Below are 22,133 nucleotides of genomic sequence, written 5' to 3'. Positions count from 1 at the left end.
GATTTGCTGACAAATGGCGTCCTGCGGGATGCCCTTTTGGGGCGCCGAGAAACGGATTCCGCGGGACATTAAGCGTAGGCCATACGGTGTCGAGCTTGGCACGTGTGCACTGCAGCGACTATTTTCGCAGAATGCGACTCCAAATCGGTCCGATCTGCCCCCTTTCCGCCTGCCAGCTCAGAGCGTTATCCCGAATTGGAGACTTGCGCCGGAGCAGAGGCGAAACAGCGCCATCAAGCTCACCGCGACGCAATGTCGCGACCATTTTATTTCAGGGACGCTCGCGACAGGCCTCCCGATCGGGCTTGGCGCGAGATTGGATAAATGGTTGATTTCCCCCGCGAAATGGGGCATTCGACAAACGATCTGAACGCGACTTCGATGCGTGGCAACAGAAGCAGCACACTGCCAAATTGCAGGGCTTTCATCGCCCCCACATGCACTTAGAATTTATTTTGCAGTGCAGCAATGCCTAAAACTCAGGCCTCCAACTTGATCTGAATCAACTTCCCAATCCAAGCCATATGACGTCAGGCTAAAAACCGCATGCCATCTTCGGCTTTTTGGGCAATCAACTCGCCGCGCCCACCCGTCGCCACCATAGATTGAGCACGTTTCCAAAATAATCCCACTTTAACTTGTGAAACTGAAATATTTCAGACTTGTGACACTGGAATATACGCTTGCGGCCACATTTTTTACTCGCTTGTCGATTCGAGCACCGAGTGCTATGTTGCCCCTATAATTTCAATCTTCCTTACGGTAGCCATCTGCCGATTGAGGGACGAATGTCGCTTTCCACGGACAACATGCGGGTTGAACGGGCGAGCGAAGCGCATCGGTCGGGGGTCACCCCCACGCTCGACTACGCGTCGATGCCGCCGCTCTTCGTTGTGGCCGACGTCGTCCTTATCCTGGGACTGAGCGTCCTCGTGGATTTCCTGTTCTCGGCGCAAGCAAGCGGCGGGTTCGAGGTCACTCAACCCATTGGCATCGGAATTCTCGCGGCGGTTGCCTTCGTTCTGACCACCATCTCGCGCGGCCTGTACAAGCCGTGGCGCATGGTGCGTGTGGTCGAGGAGGTGCGCGCGACGATGGTCAGTTGGACCTTCGCGATCCTCGTCGTCGCAACGGTGATCTTTTGCCTGAAGGTGGCGGGAAGCACGTCGCGCATCTCGACCGGGACTTTTGCCGTTCTCGGCTTTGTCGCGCTTCCGGTGTCGCGTTGGGCGATGGGTGTCTGGCTGCGCCGGGCCATCGCGAGCGGTGCCGTGAAGGGACGCGCGACCATTCTGGTCGGCGACGCGGGCGAGCTCGCCAAGGTGGTACCTGCCCACATGCTGGTGCGCCTCGGCCTGAACGAGGTGCGGCGCTTCAGCCTTTCCACGCCTGACGGTTCGACGAAGGAGCTGCTCTCCGCGTCCGACAAGGATGCGCTGAAGGCGGCGCTGCAGTTCGCCCGACAGCACCGCGTCGAGGAAATCGTCCTCGCCATGCCCTGGAGCGACGTGGATCGGCTTGATGCCGTGCGCGCCCGGCTGCGCTCGGTGCCGCTTCCGGTCAAGCTCCTGCCGGACGAGATTGTGAGCGAGCTGCTCGACGCGCCGCGCGTCGATTTCGGCTCGTCCATCGCCATCGAGGTCCAGCGCGCGCCCCTGTCGCGCTTCGAACTGGCGCAGAAGCGCCTTCTGGACATCGCGGTCGCCAGCTGCGCGGTTCTTCTGCTGCTGCCCCTGTTCGCCATCATCGCCACCGCGATCAAGCTCGACAGCCGCGGCCCGGTGATTTTCCGCCAGCGCCGCAACGGCTTCGGCGGCCGCGAATTCACCATCTACAAGTTCCGCTCCATGACGGTGATGGAGGACGGTTCGAAGGTGGTGCAGGCGCAGCGCAACGACAAGCGCGTCACGCGCGTCGGCCGTTTCCTGCGCGCGTCGAGCCTCGACGAGCTGCCGCAGGTGCTGAACGTGCTGTTCGGGCAGATGTCCATCGTGGGACCGCGGCCCCATGCCATCGCCCATGACGACGAATATTCGAAGCTGATTTCCGGCTATGCGTTCCGCCACCACGTCAAGCCGGGAATCACCGGCTGGGCCCAGGTGCAGGGCTTCCGCGGCGAGACGGCGGAGCTTGAGCAGATGGAGCGCCGGATCGAGATGGACCTCTGGTACATCAACAACTGGTCGGTCTGGATCGATATCAAGATCATCCTGAAGACCTTCCTCGAGGTCCTGCGCAAGGAAGCCTACTGAGGCCCTGTGGGGGAGCCCGGCGGCATGGCCCGTTCTCCTGCCTCGATATGAGACGTCCGGATGCGCGACTGAAAGGGAGCGTCGTTCGCTCGGCGGCTGTGCCTCCTGCTTCCCGCACCTATCAGATGGATCGTTGAAGGACCGCCAGAGCGCTCCTGCCAGCGGTCGCGAGCCTTGTCCTAAGCTCATCCAGCGGCCGCCATTGCCGCTCGCCCGTCCGAGCACGCAATATAGTCCCGGTTCCCCGGCAATATTTGATTAACCCTACCGTTTGATCAAAGCGGACGTCGGACTGTTTTCCATCGCCCCCTCCCCAACCATTTGAGTAAATGCAGCGCAACAATCGCGCTAACGACTGCTGGGGGGCAGATAAAATGATAGCTGAATCCGTCCTGGCCCTGTGGGGCATGCTGTGCTGCTCGGCCTACATCATCTTTATGGTCCGCGTGAGCTGAGGTGAGAACGCGAGGCGCCAAGTGCCCGCCCGCAGTTCACCCCGCCCCCTCCCAGCCTGTGCCAGCTCCGGGCCAAAGCTGGCCGCGGGGGAGATGGCTCCGGTCGTGTCGTGTTCCCCTTCCAGCGCCGTTGTGAACGGGCAGCTCGCTCTGTCACGGCCGGCAGCCTTGCCCCCCTCCCCTTTGGGCGCGTTGATGCCGCGGGAGCGCTGATCTAAGAATGCGGGCGACCCCGGCGAAGCTTCCGCCGTCCGGCGCGTTCTGTCCGGGGACCGTTCTTGACCTTCACCAATGCTCCCATCTTCGTTACCGGCGCGGCCGGCTTCATCGGTGCCGCCGTCGTCGAGCGGTTGCTTGCGATGGGACAGGCCGTCGTCGGCATCGACGACCTCAACGCCTATTATGACGTGCGCCTCAAGGAGGCCCGCCTCGCCCGGCTCCTCGGCCATCCCGGCTTCAGCTTCGAGCGCTTGACCCTGGCCGATCGCGCTGCTACCGCTGAGGTCTTCGCCCGCCACCGGCCCAGCCATGTGGTCCATCTCGCGGCGCAGGCTGGCGTGCGCTACTCCATCGAGCATCCCGAGACCTATATCGACTCCAACCTCGTCGGCTTCGGCAATGTGCTGGAAGGCTGCCGCCATGGCGGCGTCGCGCATCTCGTCTATGCCTCGTCGAGCTCGGTCTACGGCGCCAACACTGACCTGCCCTTCCGGGTGGACCAGACGGTGGACCACCCCATCAGCCTCTACGCCGCCACCAAGAAGGCGAACGAGCTGATGGCCCACGCTTATTCCCACCTCTACAGGTTGCCGGTGAGCGGGCTGCGCTTTTTCACCGTCTACGGCCCGTGGGGACGCCCGGACATGGCGGTGTTCCTGTTCACGGACGCTATCTGGCACGGCCGGCCCATCAAGGTGTTCAACAACGGCGACATGCAGCGCGACTTCACCTTCATCGACGATGTGGTGGACGCCGTGGTCGCGCTGCTCCCCAGGCCGGCGACGCCCGATCCCGCCTGGACCGGGGCGGACCCGGACCCCGCCACCTCGAATGCGCCGTATCGCATCTACAACGTGGGCAACCACAGCCCTGAGCCGCTGATGGCGCTGATCGGCCATATCGAGGCGGCGCTGGGCCGCAAGGCGGAGCTGGACTTCCAGCCCATGCAGGCCGGCGACGTGCAGGCCACCTTCGCCGACGTCACCAGCCTCGCCCAGGCGGTGGACTTCGCGCCGCGCACTCCCCTGAAGGAGGGCGTCGCCCGCTTTGCCACGTGGTATCGCGAGGTCTGGCTCGGCCAGATCGCGAAGACCGACTAGGCGGCGTCAGCCGCCCGCGTTGTCTTCCACCATCCGGGCGACCGCGTCTCCGGCGGCGGCGAGCAGTTCCGGCTCGCGCGCCCGCACCACGAGGTTGGTCTTGTAGCGCCCGTCCACCTCGTCGCGGAACGGGTAGGAGCCAATGATGGCGTCGGGATAGGTCTCGGCGACCTTGCGCAGCGGGGCGGCGATGTCGCCCTCCTTCGCCTCGGCGAGGATGGTGCGCGAGAGCATGGGCCGGCCCTTGCGCAGCTCCGGCAGCACCGCCTCCAGCATCGACTGCATGATGCGCGGCACGCCGGCCATGACGATGACGTTCTCGATTCGGAAGCCCGGCGCCTTGGACACCTCGTTCACCACCAAGCTCGCCCCGGCGGGAATCCGCGCCATGCGCAGGCGGGCCTCGTTCAGGTCCTTCTCGGCGATGTATTCGAGCAGCATGGCGCGGGCGCGCGGATCGACGTCGATGGAGACCCCGAAGGCCTTGGCGATGGCGTCGGCGGTGATGTCGTCATGGGTCGGGCCGATGCCGCCGGTGGTGAAGACATAGTCGAAGCGGGCGCGCAGCGCGTTGACCGCCGCCACGATGTCCTCCTCCACGTCCGCCACCACCCGGACCTCCCGCAGGTCGATGCCCACGTCGGTCAGCCGCTCGGCGATGTGGCCGATGTTCTTGTCCTTGGTCCGGCCGGAGAGAACCTCGTCGCCAATCACGATCAGCGCAGCCGTGACCGATCGCGCGTCGCCTGCCTCACCCATGTCTCAGATCCCTGCCCTTGCCGGCGTCAGCCGGGGTAAAACCGCCCAAAATCTAGGCATATTTAAAGCGTGAGCGGCGCCTTCGCTCCGCTTTCCCGTTTAGCACTTCTTTGGCACGATGTTTGTTAAGTTCATGGGGAGCTTCCCCGGGGCGTGGAGTGTCGATCCCAATGCCGCATGCGTTCGATGAAATGTCCAGTACCGACGGTGCGGTACGGCCGGCCTATGAGACCCTCCAGCGCTGGCTCGCCGAGGTGCCCCAGGATGTGCTGGACCACCGGCGCAAGGAGGCCGAGTTCATCTTCCGGAGAATCGGCATCACCTTCGCGGTCTACGGCGAGCAGAACGCGCAGGAACGCCTGATCCCGTTCGACATCGTGCCCCGCATCCTCACCAAGGACGAGTGGACCCGCCTCTCGCGCGGGCTCGAGCAGCGCGTCAAGGCGCTGAACATGTACATCAAGGACGTGTACTCCAAGCGGGAGATTCTGAAAGCCGGCATCGTTCCGGAGAACCTCGTCTACCAGAACCCCGCCTTCCGCCCGGAGATGAACGGGCAGCGCGTGCCGCACGATCTCTACGTCCACATCGCCGGCATCGACATCGTCCGCACCGACCCCGACAAGTTCTACGTGCTCGAGGACAACGCGCGCACCCCGTCCGGCGTCTCCTACATGCTGGAGAACCGGGAGATCATGCTGCGGCTGTTCCCGGAGCTGTTCTCCATGCACCGCGTCGCGCCGGTGGAGAACTACGCTGACGACCTCCTCGCCACCCTGCGCTCGCTCTCGCCCCACGGCGGACATGAGCCGAACGTGGTCATCCTCACCCCCGGCATCCACAATTCGGCCTATTACGAGCACTCCTTCCTCGCGGACAAGCTGGGCGTCGACCTCGTCGAGGGCCGCGACCTGTTCGTGAAAGATGCGGTGGTCTACATGCGGACCACCGAGGGGCCGAAGCGGGTGGACGTGATCTACCGCCGCCTCGACGACGATTTCCTCGACCCCCTCGCCTTCCGCCGCGACAGCGTGCTCGGCGTGCCGGGGCTGATGAGCGCCTACCAGGCCGGCAATGTGACCCTCACCAATGCCGTGGGAACGGGCGTGGCCGACGACAAGGCCGTCTATTCCTACATGCCGGACATCATCAAGTTCTACCTCGGCGAGGAGCCCCTGCTCCCCAATGTGCCGACCTGGCGCTGCCGTGAGGCGGACCATCTGAAGTATGTGCTGGAGCACCTGCCCGAGCTGGTGGTGAAGGAAGTGCACGGCTCCGGCGGCTACGGCATGCTGGTCGGCCCCGCCTCCGACAAGGCGCAGATCGAAAAGTTCCGCGACAAGCTCAAGGCGGACCCGGCGAACTTCATCGCCCAGCCGACGCTGGCGCTCTCTACCTGCCCGACGCTGGTGGAAAAGGGCATCGCCCCGCGCCATGTGGACCTGCGCCCGTTCATCCTCTCCGGCTCCGACAAGGTGCGCATCGTCCCCGGCGGCCTCACCCGCGTCGCCATGAAGGAGGGCTCCCTCGTGGTGAACTCCAGCCAGGGCGGCGGCACCAAGGACACTTGGGTGCTGGACGCATGAGCGGCGGCGCTCATGCTTCGGGTGCTGGACGCATGAGCGGGCACGCTCGTGCTTTGGGTGCTGGACGCATGGGCGCGGGCACGCGCGCTCTCGCTTTTCGGCGCGTGAGCGCTATCGTTGATGCAGGTTTCTCCCCGCGCACGGGCATCCCGGCCCGTGCCACTGCCGGAGCCGGGGCCCCGCCCGGTTCCGCCGCCTGAACCGCCCCCGGAGGCACCACGCCATCCGGGTGCAGGACGCCTGAGCGCGGATGAACCGCGCCGCGCACCCTCTCCTTCCGCAACGGGCTCCCCATGCTTTCCCGCACCGCCGACAACCTCTACTGGCTGACCCGCTACGTCGAACGCGCCGACTGCCTGGCCCGCATCCTCGACGTCTCCCAGCGCCTCGCCTACACGCCCGTGACCTACGGCGGCTCCACCAACGAGTGGAGTTCGGCCGTGCTCACCGCAGGCTGCGCCGACGAGTTCGTCGCGCGCTATGGCCCGCTGGAGGAGGCGAAGGAGGAGAACGTGGTGTCGTTCCTCGCCTTCGAGTCGGAGAACCCCTCCTCCATCCGCAACTGCTTCGAGGTGGCCCGCACCAACGCCCGTTCGGTGCGCACGGCGCTGACCTCGGAGATGTGGGATGTCATCAACTCGGCCTGGATCGAGCTGCGCAATTTCCCCAACCGCGCGCTCACCCGCGACGAACTCTCGCGCTTCCTCGCCTTTGTGAAGGAAACGTCGCTGCGTTTCGACGGGGCGACCTTCCGCACCATGCTGCGCAACGACGGCTACTGGTTCGCCCGCTCCGGCGCCCAGCTGGAACGCGCCGACAACACCGCCCGCATCCTGGACGTGAAGTACCATGTGCTGCTGCCGGAGAAGGAGCACATCGGCGGCCCGCTCGACTATTTCCAGTGGGCCTCCATCCTGCGCTCGGTTTCGGCGCTCACCGCTTTCCACTGGGTCTATCGCGACAGCGTGAAGCCGTGGCTGGTGGCGGACCTGCTCATTCTGAACCGGCAGATGCCGCGCTCGCTGGCCGCCTGCTACGACAGCCTCGCCCGCAATCTGGACGACATCGCCTCGGTCTATGGTCGGCAGGGGCCGTCCCAGCGGCAGGCCCGTGCCATGCTGGCGCGGCTCACCAACAAGTCCATCGACGACATCTTCCAGACCGGCCTGCACGAGTTCATTTCCGAGTTCATCTCGGACAACAACAAGCTCGGCGCCGAGATCACCGAGCAGTATCTGACCTGACCCCGGGGCCGTTCGCGGCCCCATCAGCTTCCCCGTCGGCGCGGCTGGCTCGCGCCGGGGGAATGTCAGTCGCGGCGCGCGCGCCGCATCGTCACCAGGGACGCCCGCAATGCGCATCCGCATCCGCCACGAGATCACCCAGCGCTTCGAGCCCGGCACCCGCAACATGGCCGTGACCGTGCGCATGACCCCGCGCGCCCACGAGGGCCAGTTCATCCTGCGCTGGGCGCTGGACCTCAATTCCGACTGCCGCCTGCACCCCCAGGAGGATGCCTTCGGCAACCTCTGCCACACCTTCTCCGTGGACGGGCCGGCCGATCACCTCACCGTCTGCGCCGAGGGCGAGGTCGAGACGCAGGACACCACCGGCATCGTGCGCGGCACGGTGGAGCGCTTCCCGCCGTCCCTGTTCCTGCGCCAGACCGACCTCACCGAAGTCGACGCCGCCCTCGCCGCCCTCGCGGCGGACATCGAGGCGCCGGCCGACGACCCGCTGGCCCAGCTCCACGCCCTCATGGTCAAGGTCCACGAGACCGTGAAGGAGCAGGAGGGGCCGACCCTCGCTGATCCCCTGAGCGCGGCCGAGGCCGTGAAGGCAGGCACCGCCTGCGCCGGCAGCATCGCCCATGTCTTCACCGCCGCCGCCCGGCACCTCGGCCTGCCGGCGCGCCACATCTCCGGCTATGTCGTGCCCGAGGAGGGCGAGGAGGGTGAGGGCGAGGCACGGCACTGGGCCGAGGCCCATGTGCCCAAGATCGGCTGGGTCTCGTTCGACGCCGGCCGCAACATCTGCGGCACGGAGAACTATGTCCGCCTCGCCGTGGGTCTCGATTCCGTGGGCGTGCAGGCGCTGCGCAGCACCGGCCTCGACGTGGAGGAGCGCATCAGCGCCCTCGACGGCCGCGCGCCGCAGAAGCTGGCGCAGGCCCAGAGCCAGGGCCAGAACTGAGCGGAGGGACGCTGAGCCGGCGCAGGAAGCGGTCCTGCCCGGCGCCCCGGAAAAGTGGCGCCGTCGCTCGATTTTTCCCATTCCGCGTGCGCCGCATGAGCTGGCGCAAGGACGCCCCGCCGCAGACGATCTAGGCAGGATACATCAGCTCCTGCCGAGGATCGGTCGCCATGTCCATCCACACCCCGTCGTCGCTGCCCCCGGACGGCTCGGCCCATGCCGGCCTGCCCGCGCCGACGGTCTTCGCCAGCCGGCAGGCGACCCTGCCTCCGGTCAAGCTCTCCGTCCGAAACCTGAGCTTCTATTACGGCGACGCCATCGCCCTCAGGAACATCTCGGTCGACCTGCGGGCCAACTGCGTCACCGCCTTCATCGGCCCGTCGGGCTGCGGAAAATCGACGCTGCTGCGCATCTTCAACCGCATGTACGAGCTTTACCCGGACCAGAGGGTGGAGGGCGACGTGCTGCTCGACGGCGTGAGCATTCTCGGTGACGCCATGGACCCTGCCAGCGTCAGGGCCCGCATCGGCATGGTGTTCCAGAAGCCGACGCCGTTCCCCATGTCGATCTACGACAACGTGGCCATCGGCCTGCGCATCAACGAAGACCTGAAGCCGGCCGATCTCGACCTGCGCGTCGAGGAGGCGCTGCGCAAGGCGGCCCTGTGGGACGAGGTGAAGGACATCCTGCCCCAGAGCGGCCTCAGCCTCTCCGGCGGCCAGCAGCAGCGCCTGTGCATCGCCCGCACCATCGCCCTCAAGCCGGAGGTGATCCTGCTCGATGAGCCCTGCTCGGCCCTCGACCCCATCACCACGGCACGTATTGAGGAGACCATCGAGGAACTGAAGGCGCACTACACCTTCGCGATCGTCACCCACAATCTCCAGCAGGCGGCGCGCATCTCCGATTTCACCGGCTTCATGTATCTCGGCGAGATGGTGGAGTTCGGCCCCACGCAGGACCTCTTCACTCACCCGCGGGACCGGCGGACGCAGGATTACGTCACCGGCCGGTTCGGCTGAGGTCGTCCGCGCCGCACCGGTGCGGGCTTGACCCCCCGCCCGCGCCCTGCAATCTCCTCCCCCAACAGGGAGACACGTGCATGACCGCAACGCCGGCTTACGATCCGCAGAACATCTTCGCCCGCATCCTTCGCGGCGAGCTGCCGGCGCACAAGGTCTATGAGGACGACAAGGCCCTCGCCTTCCTCGACATCATGCCGCGCTGCCCCGGCCATACGCTGGTGATCCCCAAGGCACCGGCCCGCAACATCCTCGACATCACGCCCGAGGACCTCGCCTATGTGGCGACCATCGCCAAGAAGGTGGCCATCGCCGGCATGAAGGCCTTCGCGGCGGACGGAATCACCATCCAGCAGTTCAACGAGGAGGCCGGCGGGCAGGTGGTGTTCCACCTCCACGTCCACGTCATCCCGCGCCATTCGGGTGTGCCCATGAAGCCGCCGGCGAGCGAGATGGAGAAGCCCGACGTGCTCGCCGCCCATGCGGAGCGGCTGCGCGCCGCCCTCGCCGGCTGAGCCGCCGCGTGGATCTGCGCAACGCGGCCGGGGTGAAGGTGCGCGCGCCGGCGCGGCTGCATCTCGGCTTTCTCGATCTCGGCGGCTCGCTCGGCCGCCGCTTCGGCTCGCTCGGCATCGCGCTGGAACGGCCGGCCACCGAGGTGAGCGTCCGCCGCAGCACCACGGATGCCGCCGAAGGACCGGACAGCGACCGCGCCGCCCGCGCGCGGGATCTGGTGCGCGACAAGCTCGGCATTGAAGAGCGTTTCGCCATCGACGTGGACGCCGCCTTGCCGGCCCATGGCGGGCTCGGCTCCGGCACCCAACTGGCGCTGGCGGTGGGAGTCGCGGTGGCGCGCCTCTCCGGGCATGATTTGTCGCCCCGCGAAGTCGCCACCGTGCTCGGGCGTGGCCGACGCTCGGCCATCGGCATGGAGGCGTTTGCGGCCGGTGGCGTAATCCTCGACGGCGGCAAGGCGCTCGCCGGCCCTGTGGCCAGCGCGCCCCCGCCCCTGCTTGCGCGCTTCAAGGTTCCGGAGAGCTGGCGCATCCTCCTCGTCTTCGATACCGCCCGCGAAGGACTGAGCGGGCCGCAGGAGACGGCGGCCATGGCCACCCTTCCGCCCTTCCCGGCGGAGCAGGCGGCCGAGCTCTGCCACATGATGCTGCTTCAGGCGCTGCCGGCGCTCGCGGCCGCGGATGCGGACGGCTTCGGCCGGGTCATCGGCCACTGGCAGCGCGTGCTTGGCGACCACTATGCCGCAGCTCAGGGCGGCGGGCGCTTCCTGAGCCCGCAGGTTGCGGAAGCCATCGCCGCAATCGAGGCCGAGGGCATCCCCGGCGTCGGCCAAAGCTCCTGGGGGCCGACCGGATTCGCCATCGTCGATGGCGAGGAGGCGGCGACGCGACTGGCCGCCACCTTGCGCGACCGCTTCGCATCGTTCACAAACCTGTCATTCGATTGCGTGCGAGGAAACAATCAGGGCGCGGACGTCATCGCTCTCTGAGTACCTCCGGCGCGGCACCGGACAGGACGGGAGGAGGCGCGCCCCAAAGGGCCGCGCCGCACAAAAGGCCCCGAAAGTGGGCTCCGAACCAACAGGCTGGGATCCATATGGATATTGCTCTGATCGCCATTTCCGCCCGGCCGCTGGCGGCCAGCGCCGCCCGTGCCGGCTTCGCCGCGCTCTCGTTCGACCTGTTCGCTGATCTCGATACCTGTGCTCACACCGCGCGCTGCGTGCGCGTGCACAAGAAGAACGGCTGCGCCTTCGATGGCGACGACCTGATCCAGGCGCTCCACTCCCTCGCGCCCACCGGGCTGCCGGTGGTGCTGGGTGGCGGGCTGGAGGACGACACCGCCCTCATGACCCGCATCGCCGAGCGCAACCCCATCCTTGGCAACGCGCCGGCCATCGTGCGCGTGCTGAAGGACCCCATCGCGCTTGCCGCCCTCGCGGCCCATCTCGGCATTCCCTTCCCCGCCGTTTCGCTCGAAGCGCCCACCGCCGAGACCTTCGGCGACGCTCCGGTGCTGGAGAAGAAGATCGGCGGGGCGGGCGGTGCCCACATCCGGCGGCGCGCGCCCGGCGACCTCTCCCCGCCCGCGCCGGGCCACTATCTCCAGCGCGAGGTCGACGGGCAGTCCCTCTCTCTGCTTCTCCTGTCCAATGGCAGCGCCGCCCGGGTCATCGGCGCCTCGCGGCAATGGCACGCGCAGGACGCGGAACATCCCTTCCGTTATGGCGGCGCCGCGGGGCCTGTCGCCCTGCCGGAAGCGTTCGCCGGGGAGATGCTGAAGGGCGCGCTCAGCGTCACGCTCGCCTGCGGGCTGGTGGGGCTGGTTTCGCTCGACTTCGTGGTGAACGATGACGGCTGGTGCCTGGTGGAGGTGAACCCCCGTCCCGGCGCCACCCTCGACATCTTCGACACCGATCCCCTGCCCCCCCTGCTCGGCCTGCATCTGGCGGCCTGCGGCGGCAGGCTGCCGGAAGTGCTGCCCGTGCCCGCGCAGGCGCACGCCGCCGGCGTCATCTATGCCGCGCACGACATGGTGGTGCCGCAGGATGCATGGCCCGAATTCGTGGCCGACCGACCGCCCGCGGGTGCCTCGGTGCTGAAGGGTGCCCCGCTCTGCACCGTGCGCGCCACCGGCCCCACGCCGGAAGTCGCCGAGGCGCGCATGCGCGAGCGCACGCAGGCCCTGCTGCGCGACTTCGGCCTCGGCGCGGTGATGGAACCGGCCCCGTGAGCACCGCCTGCGTCACCGCATGAGGGCTTTTGCGCCGGCCGAGGTGGCGGAAGCCTTCAGCGCCGCCTGCCTTGCCGAACTGTCCGCGCTGAAACCCGGCAACGTCCATGTCTTCGCCGCCGGGCACGGCATGGAAACCACTCAGTTCGAGGCGGCGGCCGCTGCCGCGGCCCCTGCCATCGCCCGCGCCGGCGCTTCCGTCGGCGCGCGGGTGCTGGCCGCGGTGGAAGCCTCGCTTGCAGTCGCGGGCTGCAACACCAATCTCGGCATCATCCTGCTCTGCGCACCTCTGGCGGTGACGGCCGAGGGCGGCGGGCCGCTCCGGGATCAGCTGGTACGGGTGCTCGACGGGCTGAATCTCGCCGACGCCGGAAACGCCTTCCACGCCATCGCCGCCGCTTCGCCAGGCGGCCTCGGCGCATCGGCCGAAGCGGATGTGCGCGCCCCGGCCAGTATCACGCTTCGGGAAGCCATGGCGCTCGCCGCCGATCGGGACGCCATCGCCCGCCAGTATGTGACCGGATACGCCGACCTCTTCGCGCTCGGCGTTCCCGCGCTTGCCGGCGGGCCGCTGGAGCGGCGGCGCATCGAGGACGCCTACCTCGCCTTCCTGGCGACGCTTCCGGACAGCCACATCGCCCGCAAGTTCGGGGCGGAGCACGCGGAGGTGGTGCGGCAGGAGGCAATGGCGCTGCGTGGCGGGCTCTCCGGCCTATCACCGGGCGAACGTCACGACGCGCTTCTCGCCTTCGACACGAGCCTGAAGGCCCGCGGCCTCAACCCGGGCACCAGCGCCGACCTGACCGTGGCGAGCATCTTCGCCGCGCTGATCGAGCAGCAGGCCAGGGGCTGAGGCCTCAGGCGCGTCCCTTGCTCCCCGTGGCCGACGAGACGGGCGCGCGATGCGGGGGCGCTCAGCCCTGCCCGCGCGCCAGATCTCCTCAGAACTTCACCGCCAGCGTTGCCTTGCCGGCGTTGTAGCTGGTGCCGTCACCGGCCATGCCCTCGTAGCCCAGCGAGAAGGTGGCGCCGGTGGCGAAGGCGAAGTCGATTCCCACCGAGCCGACGATGCTGTCCTCGGCGATGGCGAGGCCATCGATGCCGAAGGCCGTGCCGGTGTTGATGAAGCTCAGCACCGTCTGGGGCGTCACATCGCCGAAGGCGTGGCGCCAGCCGGCCGAGGCGTGGGGCGTCACGACGATGCCGGAGGCGTTGAAGCTGGTGGCGATGCGCAGGCCGAGGGTGGAATAGGCGGTGTCGAACGACGTGCCGGTGGAGGACAGGCCGGCGACAGGCGCGTTGTTCTCGATGAAGCTGCCGAGATCCACGCTGGTCCAGCCGATACCGGCGAAGGGCTCCAGCGCCACGCCGCTGAACGCGAAGGTGTAGCCGGCTTCGGCGAACAGGTTGCCGGCGGTGCCGGTGTAGCTCGCCTTCGGGCTTTCGCCGGTGAGGGCGACGAAGCGGCTCTGGTCGATGCTGCTCCAGCCGTAGCTGGCGCCGGCGCGGAGCTTGATCGCGTCGAAGGTGGCGCCACCGTAGGCGGCGATGCGCCAGGTCTCGGTGTTCGCCGACGCCGCGTCCGCGCTGGTGGAGGCGGAGGAATAGCCGGCGGCGAGGCCCATCACCCAGTTGCTGGCCGAAACGTCCGCACCGATCAGCAGGCCGCCCAGATTGGTGTCAGCCGCCGCGGCATTGCCGTTGGCCGAGGTGGAGAGCCACTGGCCGTAGCCCTGCGCCCAGGTGGTCCAAACCGGACCCGGCTCGGGCGCCTTGATGGCCTTGAAGGCCTGCGCACCCGGCGTCGCCGGGTCGGCATAGGCGCGGGCCGGCCCGCCCGCGCCGAGCGCGGCTTCCGCCCCCTTGGCGCTGCTGTAGCCCGCCTGCCGCAGGCGGCCGAGGATGAGGTCGTTGACCATCATGTTCTCGTTGGCCAACTGGCCGGGCAGCGTGGCGTAGAGGTCGCCGGAGAGCTGGGAGAGGGCGAGGTGGGGGCTGTCGCCCAGCGACTGGGTGACGAACGCAGTGTAGAGCGCGGACGTCTTCGTCGGCCCGATGCCCGCACGCTCCAGCGCGCCGGCCACCGAACGCTGGTTCGGGGTCGTGGCGTAGGTGGCGAAGGCGATGCCGTTGCGCTCCAGTTCCAGATAGACGTGGGTCGCGTCGTAGCTCAGTTCCGGAGCGATGAAGAGATACGTGGGGCCGTAGGTGTCGAGTGTTCCGAACGTCCCGCTGATCCCGCCTGCGGACGACAGGAGGGTGTAGCGCGCGCCCCACTCGAGTTGACCAGCGACGAAGACCCGATTGTCCGCCCCGTTGAGGGTCGTCTTTCCATCGACCTTGATCAGGTCGGAGGAGCCATCGGGATTGATGTTGGCCCAGTAACTGGTGTTGGTCAGGGAAACATCGCCCTTCACGGCGATGGTGCCCGTCGCGTTGGACGGGCCACTTGACGGGTCGATGATGATGTCCACCGCATCGAGGCTGCCGATGGTGCCATGGCCCCAGATTCCGCGCGGCCCGGTGGAGCCGGCCTCGCTCTTGAAATGGGCGTCGGGGGCATAAAGGTCATTCAGACCGAAGCTCCCGCTCTTGCCCATGTTCAAGGTGCCGGAGAAGGTGCTGGTGCCGGAGAGGTAGACCGACCCGTCGGTGACCACTTCCTCGAAATGGCGATAGGTCGCGGCGTTCCCCACTTGGCCGAGATCGAAGTCGAGCGCCCCGCTCATGGTCTTGAGCGAAAGCGTGTCGTAGCCGCCCTCCGCATCCACGATGCCGACCACCTTGCTGCCCGCGCCGACCACGAACAGGTCGTTGCCGTTGCCCATCTGCACCGCGTAGGTGGTGCCGGAGATGGTGCCGTAATTGGTGACGGTCAGCGACTTGGTGGGATCGACGCCAGAGTTCACGTAGCGGATGCCGTAGCCGTCGAGACCGCGGATGGTGCCGTAGTTCGTGACGGTCGCGGCGGCGTAGGCATCGCCGCTGTTGCTGTCGTCGATGAGGATGCCGTTGTTGGCGCCGGAGATCAGCGCCGAGGTGTGGGCCGCGTCGCCGTTGACCATCAGGCCGCCGCCGATGGCGATGCCCTCGGAGGTGCTCGGCTTGGTCTCGCCCGGCTTGATACCCTTGGAGCCGAGGCCCTGGATGGTGCCGTAGTTCAGGACCGTGCCGGCGTGGTCGAAGTCCACGCCGTCGCCATCGCCGAAGCTCGCCGCCGCATCGAAGGTGCCGGAGATCGTGCCGTAATTGGTCAGCGTGCCGGTGCCGTTGGAATTCACGCCCGAGCCGTTGCGGCCCTCGATGGTGCCGTTGTTGGTGACGATCAGGTTGTCGTCGGTGCCGGTGGCCTTGATGCCGTGATAGGCGCCGGTGATGAGGGCGCCGGCATAATTGTTCACCTTGAGGGTGATGGCGTGGCCCTGGTCGTCGCCGCTCACCTTGACGGCGGAATTGTTCTGCGTGTCGGCGGTGCCGGCCGCGTAATAGGACGAGATGGTCCCGTAATTGTTGATGGTGACGCCGTTGGTGCCCTGGATGCCGTCATTGTCGGCGGCGGTAATCAGGCCGGTCTTCTGGTTGGTGATCGTGATCGTGGCGTTGGTGGAATAGATGTCGCCGAGGTCGATGCCCTGACCACCCGACTTCGACTGGATCGTCCCCGCATTGGTGATGGAGATCACCGGAGCCGCGGTGCTGCTGGTGGTGGACGAGATCTTGATGGCATCGTCGGTGCCGGTGATGACGCCGCCCGCCTCGTTGGTGATGGTGAGGCTCTTCAGCGTGTCGAAGTTCGAGGCCGTGTCGAACTTGATGGCGCGCTTGCCGGACGAGGTGGTCGCGATCGTCCCGGAATTGGTGATGCCGATGGTGCCGCCGCCCAGGCGGATGGCGTCCGAGCCGGCCGAGGAGATGGTGCCGGTGTTGCCGATGGTGATGGTGGCCGTAGCCGCGGTCGCCTTGTCGAAGTCCAGCGCCTGCCCGGTCTGCGAGGTGATGACGCCGGCGTTGTTGACGACCACCGTGCCGTTGGCGAGCGGCCCGTTGATGCGGAAGGCATCATCCTTCGACGTGACCTTGCCGCCGGCCTTGTTGTCGAGCGTGAAGGTCCCGGTGAAGGCGCCCGTGGTGTCGATGGTCCGGTTGGTGGAGGTGATGGTGCCGGAATTGGTGATGACCACGCCCGGGGAGGCGGTGGCGTTGCCGTTCCACACGATGGAGGCGGACGAGCCCGTATTCATGATCGCATCGGCGTCGATCTTGCCGGTGTCGCTGCCGGAGACGGTCTGCTGGCCCGTGGCTGGCGGCACGGTGAACGATCCGGCAAGGGCGGGCACCGCAGAGCCGGTGCAGACGAGGGCCAGGACGATGCGGCTCGCGGACGAATGGAGCAGCGGCAGACGGATCATCATGGAGGGCAATTCCGGGCGCGAGGATCGTGAGGCTCAGCCCTGCCTAGGGGGGCCGTGCTACAGTTCCGTGACACGGGGCACCCTTGCGGCATCTCCATTTGCAAGTGTGGCGAGAAGGTAACAGTGAACCGGGCTCAAGGCTAAGCAGATGCCCCGGCAGGCAAGCCCAATGGCGGCCTGCGCCTCAGGCCCACCGGCGTGCGGATTCCGCATCGATCCGCCCGTCGTGGAGGGCGCTCGCCACCAGCGCACCAGCAACGCCGGCCCGAGCGAGGGCTTCGAGATCCGCTGGCCCCCGCACGCCGCCGGCGGCATAGAGCGCGGGCGCCGCCCCCTGCCCCTCGGCCAGCCGGCCGGTGCGCTCCAGCGCGGCCATGTCCGGCCCCTCGCCGCTGCCGACGCGGGCGAGCGTCATGACGATCACGCGGGCCGGCCAGAGGCGCGCATCGCGGTGCGCACGCGCCGGCCCGCGCGGTCCAGCGGCATCGTGGTCCAGGGAGAGAATCACTCCGTCCACGGCGAGCGCAGCCTCCACGTCGGCCTCGCCGAGGACTTCGGTTCCGACGATGCTGGTGCCGAGCCGGGATCTGGCGCGGGCGACGATCTGGGCCGGATCGCACTCCCCGGCATCCACCCACAGGTCGAGGCCGGGGAAGTCGCGGACGAGTTCCGCGATCGCGTCATCGTTGCGGCCTGCCCCGGTTATGGCATCGATATCAGCCACATAGAGGGTGCGGAACGGGGCGAGCGAGAGCAGCCCCGCCACCACGTCCCGCGGCCGGGCCGAGGGGGAAAGCGGCGTGACGATGGGACGATAGGCCTCGCGCTCGCCCCTGTGGGCACGCACGACCACCCCTCCCTTCAGGTCAACGACGGGGATAAGCTGCATGTCGAGGTCCGGCTGAGCGTTGGCGAGAGGAGCCCCATGCGCGTCTTCATCTGCGAGTACGTGACATCCGGCGGCATGCGCGACAAGCCCCTGCCCGAGGCGGCCCTGGCGGAGGGGCGCCTGATCCGCGACGCCATCGTCACCGATCTCCAGGAACTTGTCGGCATCAACGTGGTGCTGGCCTATGACGACCGCCTGCCGCCGCCCAACGAGGAGGCGGTGCCGGTGCGCAAGGGCGACGATCCCTGGATCATCTGGTCCGGCCTCGCCCAGGATGCCGACGTGGTGTGGCCCATCGCCCCCGAGGCCGGCGGCCTACTGGCGCGCCTTGCCCGCCTGATGCGCGAGGGCGGGGCCCGCACGCTCGCGAGTTCCGGCGAGGCCGTCATCCTCACCTCGAACCGGCTGGCATTGGCCCGCCGCCTCGCGGAGTACGGCATTCCGCACGTCCCGACCTACCCGCTCGATGCCCTGCCCTCCGGGCTCGACGGCGATCTGGTGACACGGCCTGAGGACGGCACGGGCTGGTCCGCCGCCCGCGCCTGGCCGAACAGGGCTGCCCTGCCCCGCGCCGGTGGCCTCGTCGTCCAGCCCTTCCTCAACGGCAACCTCGCCAGCCTCAGCGTGCTGGTGCGGCCGGACGGGGTGACATTGCTCGCGGCGAACCGCCTCAGCATCAGCCACCTTGTGGGCGTGTTCGCCTTCGAGGGCGTGCAGGTCGGCGGCATCGCGGATGAGGACGGACGCCTTGCCGAGACGGCGAGACGGGTGGTGGAAGCCATTCCCGGCCTCTCGGGCATCGTCTGCATCGACGTGATCCTGACGCCGGAAGGCCCTGTCGTGGCGGAGGTGAACCCGCGCGTCACCGCGTCCTATGCCGGACTGCACGCGGCACTCGGCGTCAATCCGCTCGCCTTCGTGCCCGAACTGATCCGCGAGGGCGTGCCGCCCTCCATGCCGCGGCTGCCGCGTCCGACTCCGGTCGAGGTGAAGATCCGTTGAAAGCAGGCGGCGAAACCAATAGGAAGGCATCGAGTTTGAGGCAGGGAGCGCGCCCATGGCGGCGCCTCCGCGCGAGGATGAGATGACCTCCGAAGATCCCACCGCCCTTGCGGACACGCAGGCCGACGCGAACCCCGCGCCCCGTACCCGGCCCCACAACACCGACCGGCTGTTCCTGCGGCAACTGCCCTTCTATGCGCGTCACGGCGTGTACGACGCGGAGCGGGAGCTGGGTCAGCGCTTCATCATCGACGTGGACTGCTGGTTCGATACACGCCCCGCCGCCTGGGCGGATGATGCGGCCCTCACGGTGTCCTACCAGGGCATCTATGAGCAGGTCGCCGCGGTGGTGGGGGACGATCCCGTCCACCTTATCGAGACGCTGGCGGAGCGCATCTCCACGCGCCTTCTGGACCATTTCGAGATGGTCGAGCAGGTGCGTGTGGTGGTGCACAAGCCGGGCGCGCCTGTCACCGGCGTGTTTGGCGATGTCGGTATAGAGATCGTCCGCACCCGCTGAGGCGGGGCAAGACGAAACCCGATCGGACTGCCGTCGGCCCAGCCGGCGGATCGAAGGAGAGCACAAGGTGAGCGTTGCTGTGAGCCTCAAGACCTATCTCACGGACTGGGCAGGGAGCGACGCGTCGCGGCAGGCCGTGGCCGCCACCGTGACCGCCATCGCCGAGGCCGGGCTCGGCATCGCCGACCTCGTGGCCCGCGGCCCGCTGGAGGAGGGGCTCGCCAACATCCGTGGCGTCGATCCCAACGCCGGCGGCGACGCCCAGAAGGAACTCGACGTGGTGGCCGAGGAGCTGATCCGCGAGAAGCTCCTGCCCACCCCTACCGCCTTCCTCGCCTCCGAGGAGAGCGAGGAGCTGATCCCGCTCAATCCCGAAGGCCGCCTCGTGGTGGCGGTGGACCCGCTGGACGGCTCGTCCAACATCGACACCAACGTGTCCGTGGGCACCATCTATTCCATCATGCCCTATGACGCTTCGGCATTTTCGAAGCCCGAGGACGCGGTGATGCGGCCGGGCTCGGCGCAGGTGGCGGCCGGCTTCCTCGCCTATGGCCCGGCGACCATCCTCGTCGCCACGTTCGGCGAAGGCACGCAGGTGTTCGTGCACGACCGCCGCACCGGCGAGTTCCTGCTGGCGCGCACCGATGTGGAAATCCCCGCCGAGACCAAGGAATACGGGATCAACCAGTCCAACGTCCGGCACTGGGACGCGCCCATGCAGCGCTATCTCGCCGATTGCCTCGCCGGCAAGGAAGGCCCGCGGGGCAAGGACTTCAACATGCGCTGGGTCGGCTCCATGGTGGCCGATGCCTTCCGCATCTTCACCCGCGGCGGCGTCTACGTGTACCCGCGCGACAAGCGCAAGGGCTACGACAACGGCCGCCTGCGCCTGATCTACGAGGCCTTCCCCCTCGCCTTCCTGGTGGAGCAGGCCAAGGGCGCCGCCACCGACGGCACGACGCGCATCCTCGACATCCAGCCCCACCACATCCACCAGCGCATCCCGCTGGTGTTCGGCTCGAAGGCCGAAGTGGAAGCCATCGCCTCCTACTACTGACGCGTGCGTCCCGCGCGCCTGTGGCGCGCGGGAGAGCCTTGACCTCCCCCGGAAAAAAACGTTCGATCGTTTCCTTAAAGCGCAGCCGCCGGCAGAGCGGCGCCGAGGGAGGTGACGATGCTCGTTCCGGCCGATGACTATGCGGGGCTCAAGCGCGCCTTTTCCTGGCAGGTGCCGGCCCGCTTCAACATGGGTGTCGCCTGTGCCGATGCCCATGCGGACGGATCAGGCAAGCCGGCGCTGATCTTCGTGGAGGAGACGGGCGCGGTCCGCTCCTACAGCTTCGACGAGCTGACAGCCCTCACCAACCGTTTCGCCAACGTCCTCGTCGCCAAGGGCCTCCAGCGTGGCGACCGCGTGGCGGTGTTCCTGCCGCAGGCGCCGGAGACGGCCATCGCCCACATCGCCGCCTTCAAGGCGGGAATGATCTCGGTGCCGCTGTTCACCCTGTTCGGCGACGAGGCGCTGGAATTCCGGCTCGCCGCCTCGGGCGCGAAGGTGCTGGTGACGGATCTGGGCGGCCTCGCCAAGCTGATGCGGGTGCGGGACCACCTGCCCGACCTCGCCTATGTCTTCGTCATCGGCCCCGACAGTGGCGGCGCCCTCTCCTTCGACGCGGCGCTGGCGCAGGGCTCGGACCGGTTCACGCCGGTGGATACGGGGCCGGACGATCCCGGCATCATCATCTTCACCTCTGGCACCACTGGAAACCCGAAGGGAGCGCTGCACGGCCATCGGGTGCTGCTGGGGCACCTGCCCTGCATCGAGTTCGTCCACCAATACATGCCGCAGCCGGGCGATCTGCACTGGACGCCGGCCGACTGGGCGTGGATCGGCGGGCTGTTCGACGTGCTCTTCCCCTCGCTCTATTTCGGCGTGCCGGTGCTCGCCCACCGGGCCAAGAAGTTCGATCCCGACGCGGCCATGGCGCTGATGGCGGACCATCATGTGCGCAACGTCTTCCTGCCCCCCACCGCGCTAAAGCTGCTGCGGCAGGCGGACGTGAAGCACAGCGGCCTGAAGCTGCGCTCCCTCCTCACCGGCGGCGAGACGCTGGGGGCCGAGCTGGGCGCCTTCGTCGAGGAGCGGCTGGGTGTCGAGGCGCGGGAGATCTACGGGCAGACTGAATGCAATCTCGTGGTCGGCTCCAACTCCAGCTTTTTCCCCATCCGCCCCGGCTCCATGGGCAAGGCCATCCCTGGCCATGACGTGCGCATCGTGGATGACGCGGGCCACGAGCTTCCCTGCGGAACGGAAGGCCACATCGGCATCCGTCGCGGCGATCCGGTGATGATGCTGGAATACTGGAAGAATCCCGAGGCCACCGCGCAGAAATATGCCGGCGATTTCCTCCTGACCGGCGACATGGGCCGGCAGGATGAGGAGGGCTATCTCTGGTATGTCGGCCGCGCCGATGACGTGATTACCTCAGCCGGATACCGCATCGGCCCCGGAGAGATCGAGGACTGCATCCTCAAGCACCCGGCGGTGGCGCTGGTGGCGGTGGTGGGCGTTCCTGATGCGCTCCGCACGGAGGCGGTGAAGGCGTGGATCGTGCTGAAGCCGGGCGTTGCTCCCTCCGAGGCGCTGGCGAAGGACATCCAGGACTTCGTGAAGACCCGCCTCTCCGCCCACGAATATCCTCGCCTCGTCTCCTTCACCGATGCCCTGCCCATGACCGCCACCGGCAAGATTCTCCGCCGCGAGCTGCGCGCAAGGGGGTAGCCGGGGAGCGAGCCCCGCATTCCCCGGAAAGACTGCGGCGGAACGCGCCTCAAAGCCGTAAGCCGGCTGTAAGCTTGGCTTCCTAGTGTCCTTGCCAAACGAGGGGGAGGCTTGCGGTGCGCGCCCCCATCGCTTACGGGAGAGGCTGCCTGACATCCTTGGGCTGGCTGGTCAGCCGGACAGGTAGTGACATT

17 protein-coding genes are annotated in these 22,133 nt (G+C 67.6%); 14 read left to right on the top strand and 3 right to left on the bottom strand.

All coding sequences use genetic code 11. From position 1 onward, the window contains the following. Nucleotides 1-683: 683 nt before the first annotated feature. Nucleotides 684-2,252, top strand: coding sequence for an undecaprenyl-phosphate glucose phosphotransferase (locus V5F74_RS13485; protein ID WP_394008542.1), 1,569 nt, complete (start codon nucleotides 684-686; stop codon nucleotides 2,250-2,252). A 733-nt stretch (nucleotides 2,253-2,985) separates the two neighbouring features. Then, a complete protein-coding gene (locus tag V5F74_RS13480; RefSeq protein WP_394008540.1) occupies nucleotides 2,986-4,026 on the top strand; it encodes an NAD-dependent epimerase in 1,041 nt (346 codons plus the stop codon). 6 nt (nucleotides 4,027-4,032) lie between these two features. On the opposite strand, the gene V5F74_RS13475 is transcribed toward V5F74_RS13480, so the two are convergent. Then, entirely contained in the window at nucleotides 4,033-4,785 is a 753-nt protein-coding gene (locus tag V5F74_RS13475) for a competence/damage-inducible protein A (protein ID WP_394008538.1), read from the bottom strand. A 170-nt stretch (nucleotides 4,786-4,955) separates the two neighbouring features. On the opposite strand from V5F74_RS13475, the gene V5F74_RS13470 reads away from it, so the two are divergent. The 8 genes from V5F74_RS13470 (at nucleotide 4,956) to V5F74_RS13435 (ending at nucleotide 13,187) form a co-directional block, all read left to right on the top strand. Beyond that, nucleotides 4,956-6,371, top strand: a complete 1,416-nt coding sequence (locus tag V5F74_RS13470) for a circularly permuted type 2 ATP-grasp protein (protein ID WP_024278739.1) — start codon at nucleotides 4,956-4,958, stop codon at nucleotides 6,369-6,371. 293 nt (nucleotides 6,372-6,664) lie between these two features. Continuing rightward, nucleotides 6,665-7,615 carry an alpha-E domain-containing protein gene (locus V5F74_RS13465; protein WP_024278738.1) on the top strand — a complete coding sequence of 317 codons (951 nt, stop codon included), beginning with the start codon at nucleotides 6,665-6,667 and terminating at the stop codon, nucleotides 7,613-7,615. Between the two features lie 109 nt (nucleotides 7,616-7,724). Then, complete coding sequence (locus V5F74_RS13460; RefSeq protein WP_394008536.1) at nucleotides 7,725-8,564, top strand: transglutaminase N-terminal domain-containing protein; 840 nt, start codon at nucleotides 7,725-7,727, stop codon at nucleotides 8,562-8,564. Nucleotides 8,565-8,734: 170 nt separating this feature from the next. Beyond that, nucleotides 8,735-9,586 (top strand): phosphate ABC transporter ATP-binding protein PstB, encoded by an 852-nt coding sequence (gene pstB, locus V5F74_RS13455; protein WP_081837742.1) that lies wholly within the window; start codon nucleotides 8,735-8,737, stop codon nucleotides 9,584-9,586. Nucleotides 9,587-9,666: 80 nt separating this feature from the next. After that, on the top strand, nucleotides 9,667-10,101 hold the full coding sequence (locus V5F74_RS13450; protein WP_024278735.1) for an HIT family protein: 435 nt from the start codon (nucleotides 9,667-9,669) through the stop codon (nucleotides 10,099-10,101). Between the two features lie 8 nt (nucleotides 10,102-10,109). Then, complete coding sequence (locus V5F74_RS13445) at nucleotides 10,110-11,090, top strand: beta-ribofuranosylaminobenzene 5'-phosphate synthase family protein (RefSeq protein WP_394008533.1); 981 nt, start codon at nucleotides 10,110-10,112, stop codon at nucleotides 11,088-11,090. 107 nt (nucleotides 11,091-11,197) lie between these two features. Further along, the gene (locus V5F74_RS13440) at nucleotides 11,198-12,334 is read left to right on the top strand and encodes an ATP-grasp domain-containing protein (RefSeq protein ID WP_394008531.1); all 1,137 of its coding nucleotides are present in this window, start codon (nucleotides 11,198-11,200) and stop codon (nucleotides 12,332-12,334) included. A gap of 19 nt (nucleotides 12,335-12,353) precedes the next feature. Then, entirely contained in the window at nucleotides 12,354-13,187 is an 834-nt protein-coding gene (locus tag V5F74_RS13435; RefSeq protein WP_394008529.1) for a triphosphoribosyl-dephospho-CoA synthase, read from the top strand. Between the two features lie 88 nt (nucleotides 13,188-13,275). On the opposite strand, the gene V5F74_RS13430 is transcribed toward V5F74_RS13435, so the two are convergent. Together V5F74_RS13430 and V5F74_RS13425 are read right to left on the bottom strand one after the other, a co-directional pair. Continuing rightward, nucleotides 13,276-16,746, bottom strand: a complete 3,471-nt coding sequence (locus V5F74_RS13430) for an autotransporter domain-containing protein (RefSeq protein WP_394008527.1) — start codon at nucleotides 16,744-16,746, stop codon at nucleotides 13,276-13,278. 184 nt (nucleotides 16,747-16,930) lie between these two features. Continuing rightward, the gene (locus V5F74_RS13425) at nucleotides 16,931-17,635 is read right to left on the bottom strand and encodes a HisA/HisF-related TIM barrel protein (protein ID WP_029558799.1); all 705 of its coding nucleotides are present in this window, start codon (nucleotides 17,633-17,635) and stop codon (nucleotides 16,931-16,933) included. Between the two features lie 36 nt (nucleotides 17,636-17,671). On the opposite strand from V5F74_RS13425, the gene V5F74_RS13420 reads away from it, so the two are divergent. The 4 genes from V5F74_RS13420 to V5F74_RS13405 all read left to right on the top strand — a co-directional run bounded on the left by V5F74_RS13420 (nucleotide 17,672) and on the right by V5F74_RS13405 (nucleotide 21,939). Beyond that, nucleotides 17,672-18,637, top strand: coding sequence for an ATP-grasp domain-containing protein (locus V5F74_RS13420; protein WP_029558801.1), 966 nt, complete (start codon nucleotides 17,672-17,674; stop codon nucleotides 18,635-18,637). 55 nt (nucleotides 18,638-18,692) lie between these two features. Next, nucleotides 18,693-19,157: a dihydroneopterin aldolase gene (gene folB, locus V5F74_RS13415; RefSeq protein ID WP_245279410.1), complete on the top strand. Its 465-nt coding sequence runs from the start codon at nucleotides 18,693-18,695 to the stop codon at nucleotides 19,155-19,157. Nucleotides 19,158-19,224: 67 nt separating this feature from the next. Next, nucleotides 19,225-20,214: a class 1 fructose-bisphosphatase gene (locus V5F74_RS13410; RefSeq protein ID WP_394008525.1), complete on the top strand. Its 990-nt coding sequence runs from the start codon at nucleotides 19,225-19,227 to the stop codon at nucleotides 20,212-20,214. A gap of 117 nt (nucleotides 20,215-20,331) precedes the next feature. Then, nucleotides 20,332-21,939 carry an acyl-CoA synthetase gene (locus V5F74_RS13405; RefSeq protein ID WP_029558805.1) on the top strand — a complete coding sequence of 536 codons (1,608 nt, stop codon included), beginning with the start codon at nucleotides 20,332-20,334 and terminating at the stop codon, nucleotides 21,937-21,939. Nucleotides 21,940-22,133: the final 194 nt, after the last annotated feature.

The sequence above is a fragment of the Xanthobacter aminoxidans genome (genome assembly GCF_043193615.1).
GTDB lineage: Bacteria > Pseudomonadota > Alphaproteobacteria > Rhizobiales > Xanthobacteraceae > Xanthobacter > Xanthobacter aminoxidans.
Note: the sequence above shows the minus strand (reverse complement) of the source record. Positions and strands in the feature narration are given on the sequence as shown.

Excerpts from the sequence above, each read along its gene's own strand:
- V5F74_RS13475 (WP_394008538.1), bottom strand. The coding sequence starts at position 4,785 with ATGGGTGAGGCAGGCGACGCGCGATCGGTCACGGCTGCGCTGATCGTG.
- V5F74_RS13470 (WP_024278739.1), top strand. The coding sequence starts at position 4,956 with ATGCCGCATGCGTTCGATGAAATGTCCAGTACCGACGGTGCGGTACGG.
- V5F74_RS13465 (WP_024278738.1), top strand. The coding sequence starts at position 6,665 with ATGCTTTCCCGCACCGCCGACAACCTCTACTGGCTGACCCGCTACGTC.
- V5F74_RS13460 (WP_394008536.1), top strand. The coding sequence starts at position 7,725 with ATGCGCATCCGCATCCGCCACGAGATCACCCAGCGCTTCGAGCCCGGC.
- pstB (WP_081837742.1), top strand. The coding sequence starts at position 8,735 with ATGTCCATCCACACCCCGTCGTCGCTGCCCCCGGACGGCTCGGCCCAT.
- V5F74_RS13450 (WP_024278735.1), top strand. The coding sequence starts at position 9,667 with ATGACCGCAACGCCGGCTTACGATCCGCAGAACATCTTCGCCCGCATC.
- V5F74_RS13440 (WP_394008531.1), top strand. The coding sequence starts at position 11,198 with ATGGATATTGCTCTGATCGCCATTTCCGCCCGGCCGCTGGCGGCCAGC.
- V5F74_RS13435 (WP_394008529.1), top strand. The coding sequence starts at position 12,354 with ATGAGGGCTTTTGCGCCGGCCGAGGTGGCGGAAGCCTTCAGCGCCGCC.
- V5F74_RS13430 (WP_394008527.1), bottom strand. The coding sequence starts at position 16,746 with ATGATGATCCGTCTGCCGCTGCTCCATTCGTCCGCGAGCCGCATCGTC.
- V5F74_RS13425 (WP_029558799.1), bottom strand. The coding sequence starts at position 17,635 with ATGCAGCTTATCCCCGTCGTTGACCTGAAGGGAGGGGTGGTCGTGCGT.
- V5F74_RS13420 (WP_029558801.1), top strand. The coding sequence starts at position 17,672 with ATGCGCGTCTTCATCTGCGAGTACGTGACATCCGGCGGCATGCGCGAC.
- folB (WP_245279410.1), top strand. The coding sequence starts at position 18,693 with ATGGCGGCGCCTCCGCGCGAGGATGAGATGACCTCCGAAGATCCCACC.
- V5F74_RS13405 (WP_029558805.1), top strand. The coding sequence starts at position 20,332 with ATGCTCGTTCCGGCCGATGACTATGCGGGGCTCAAGCGCGCCTTTTCC.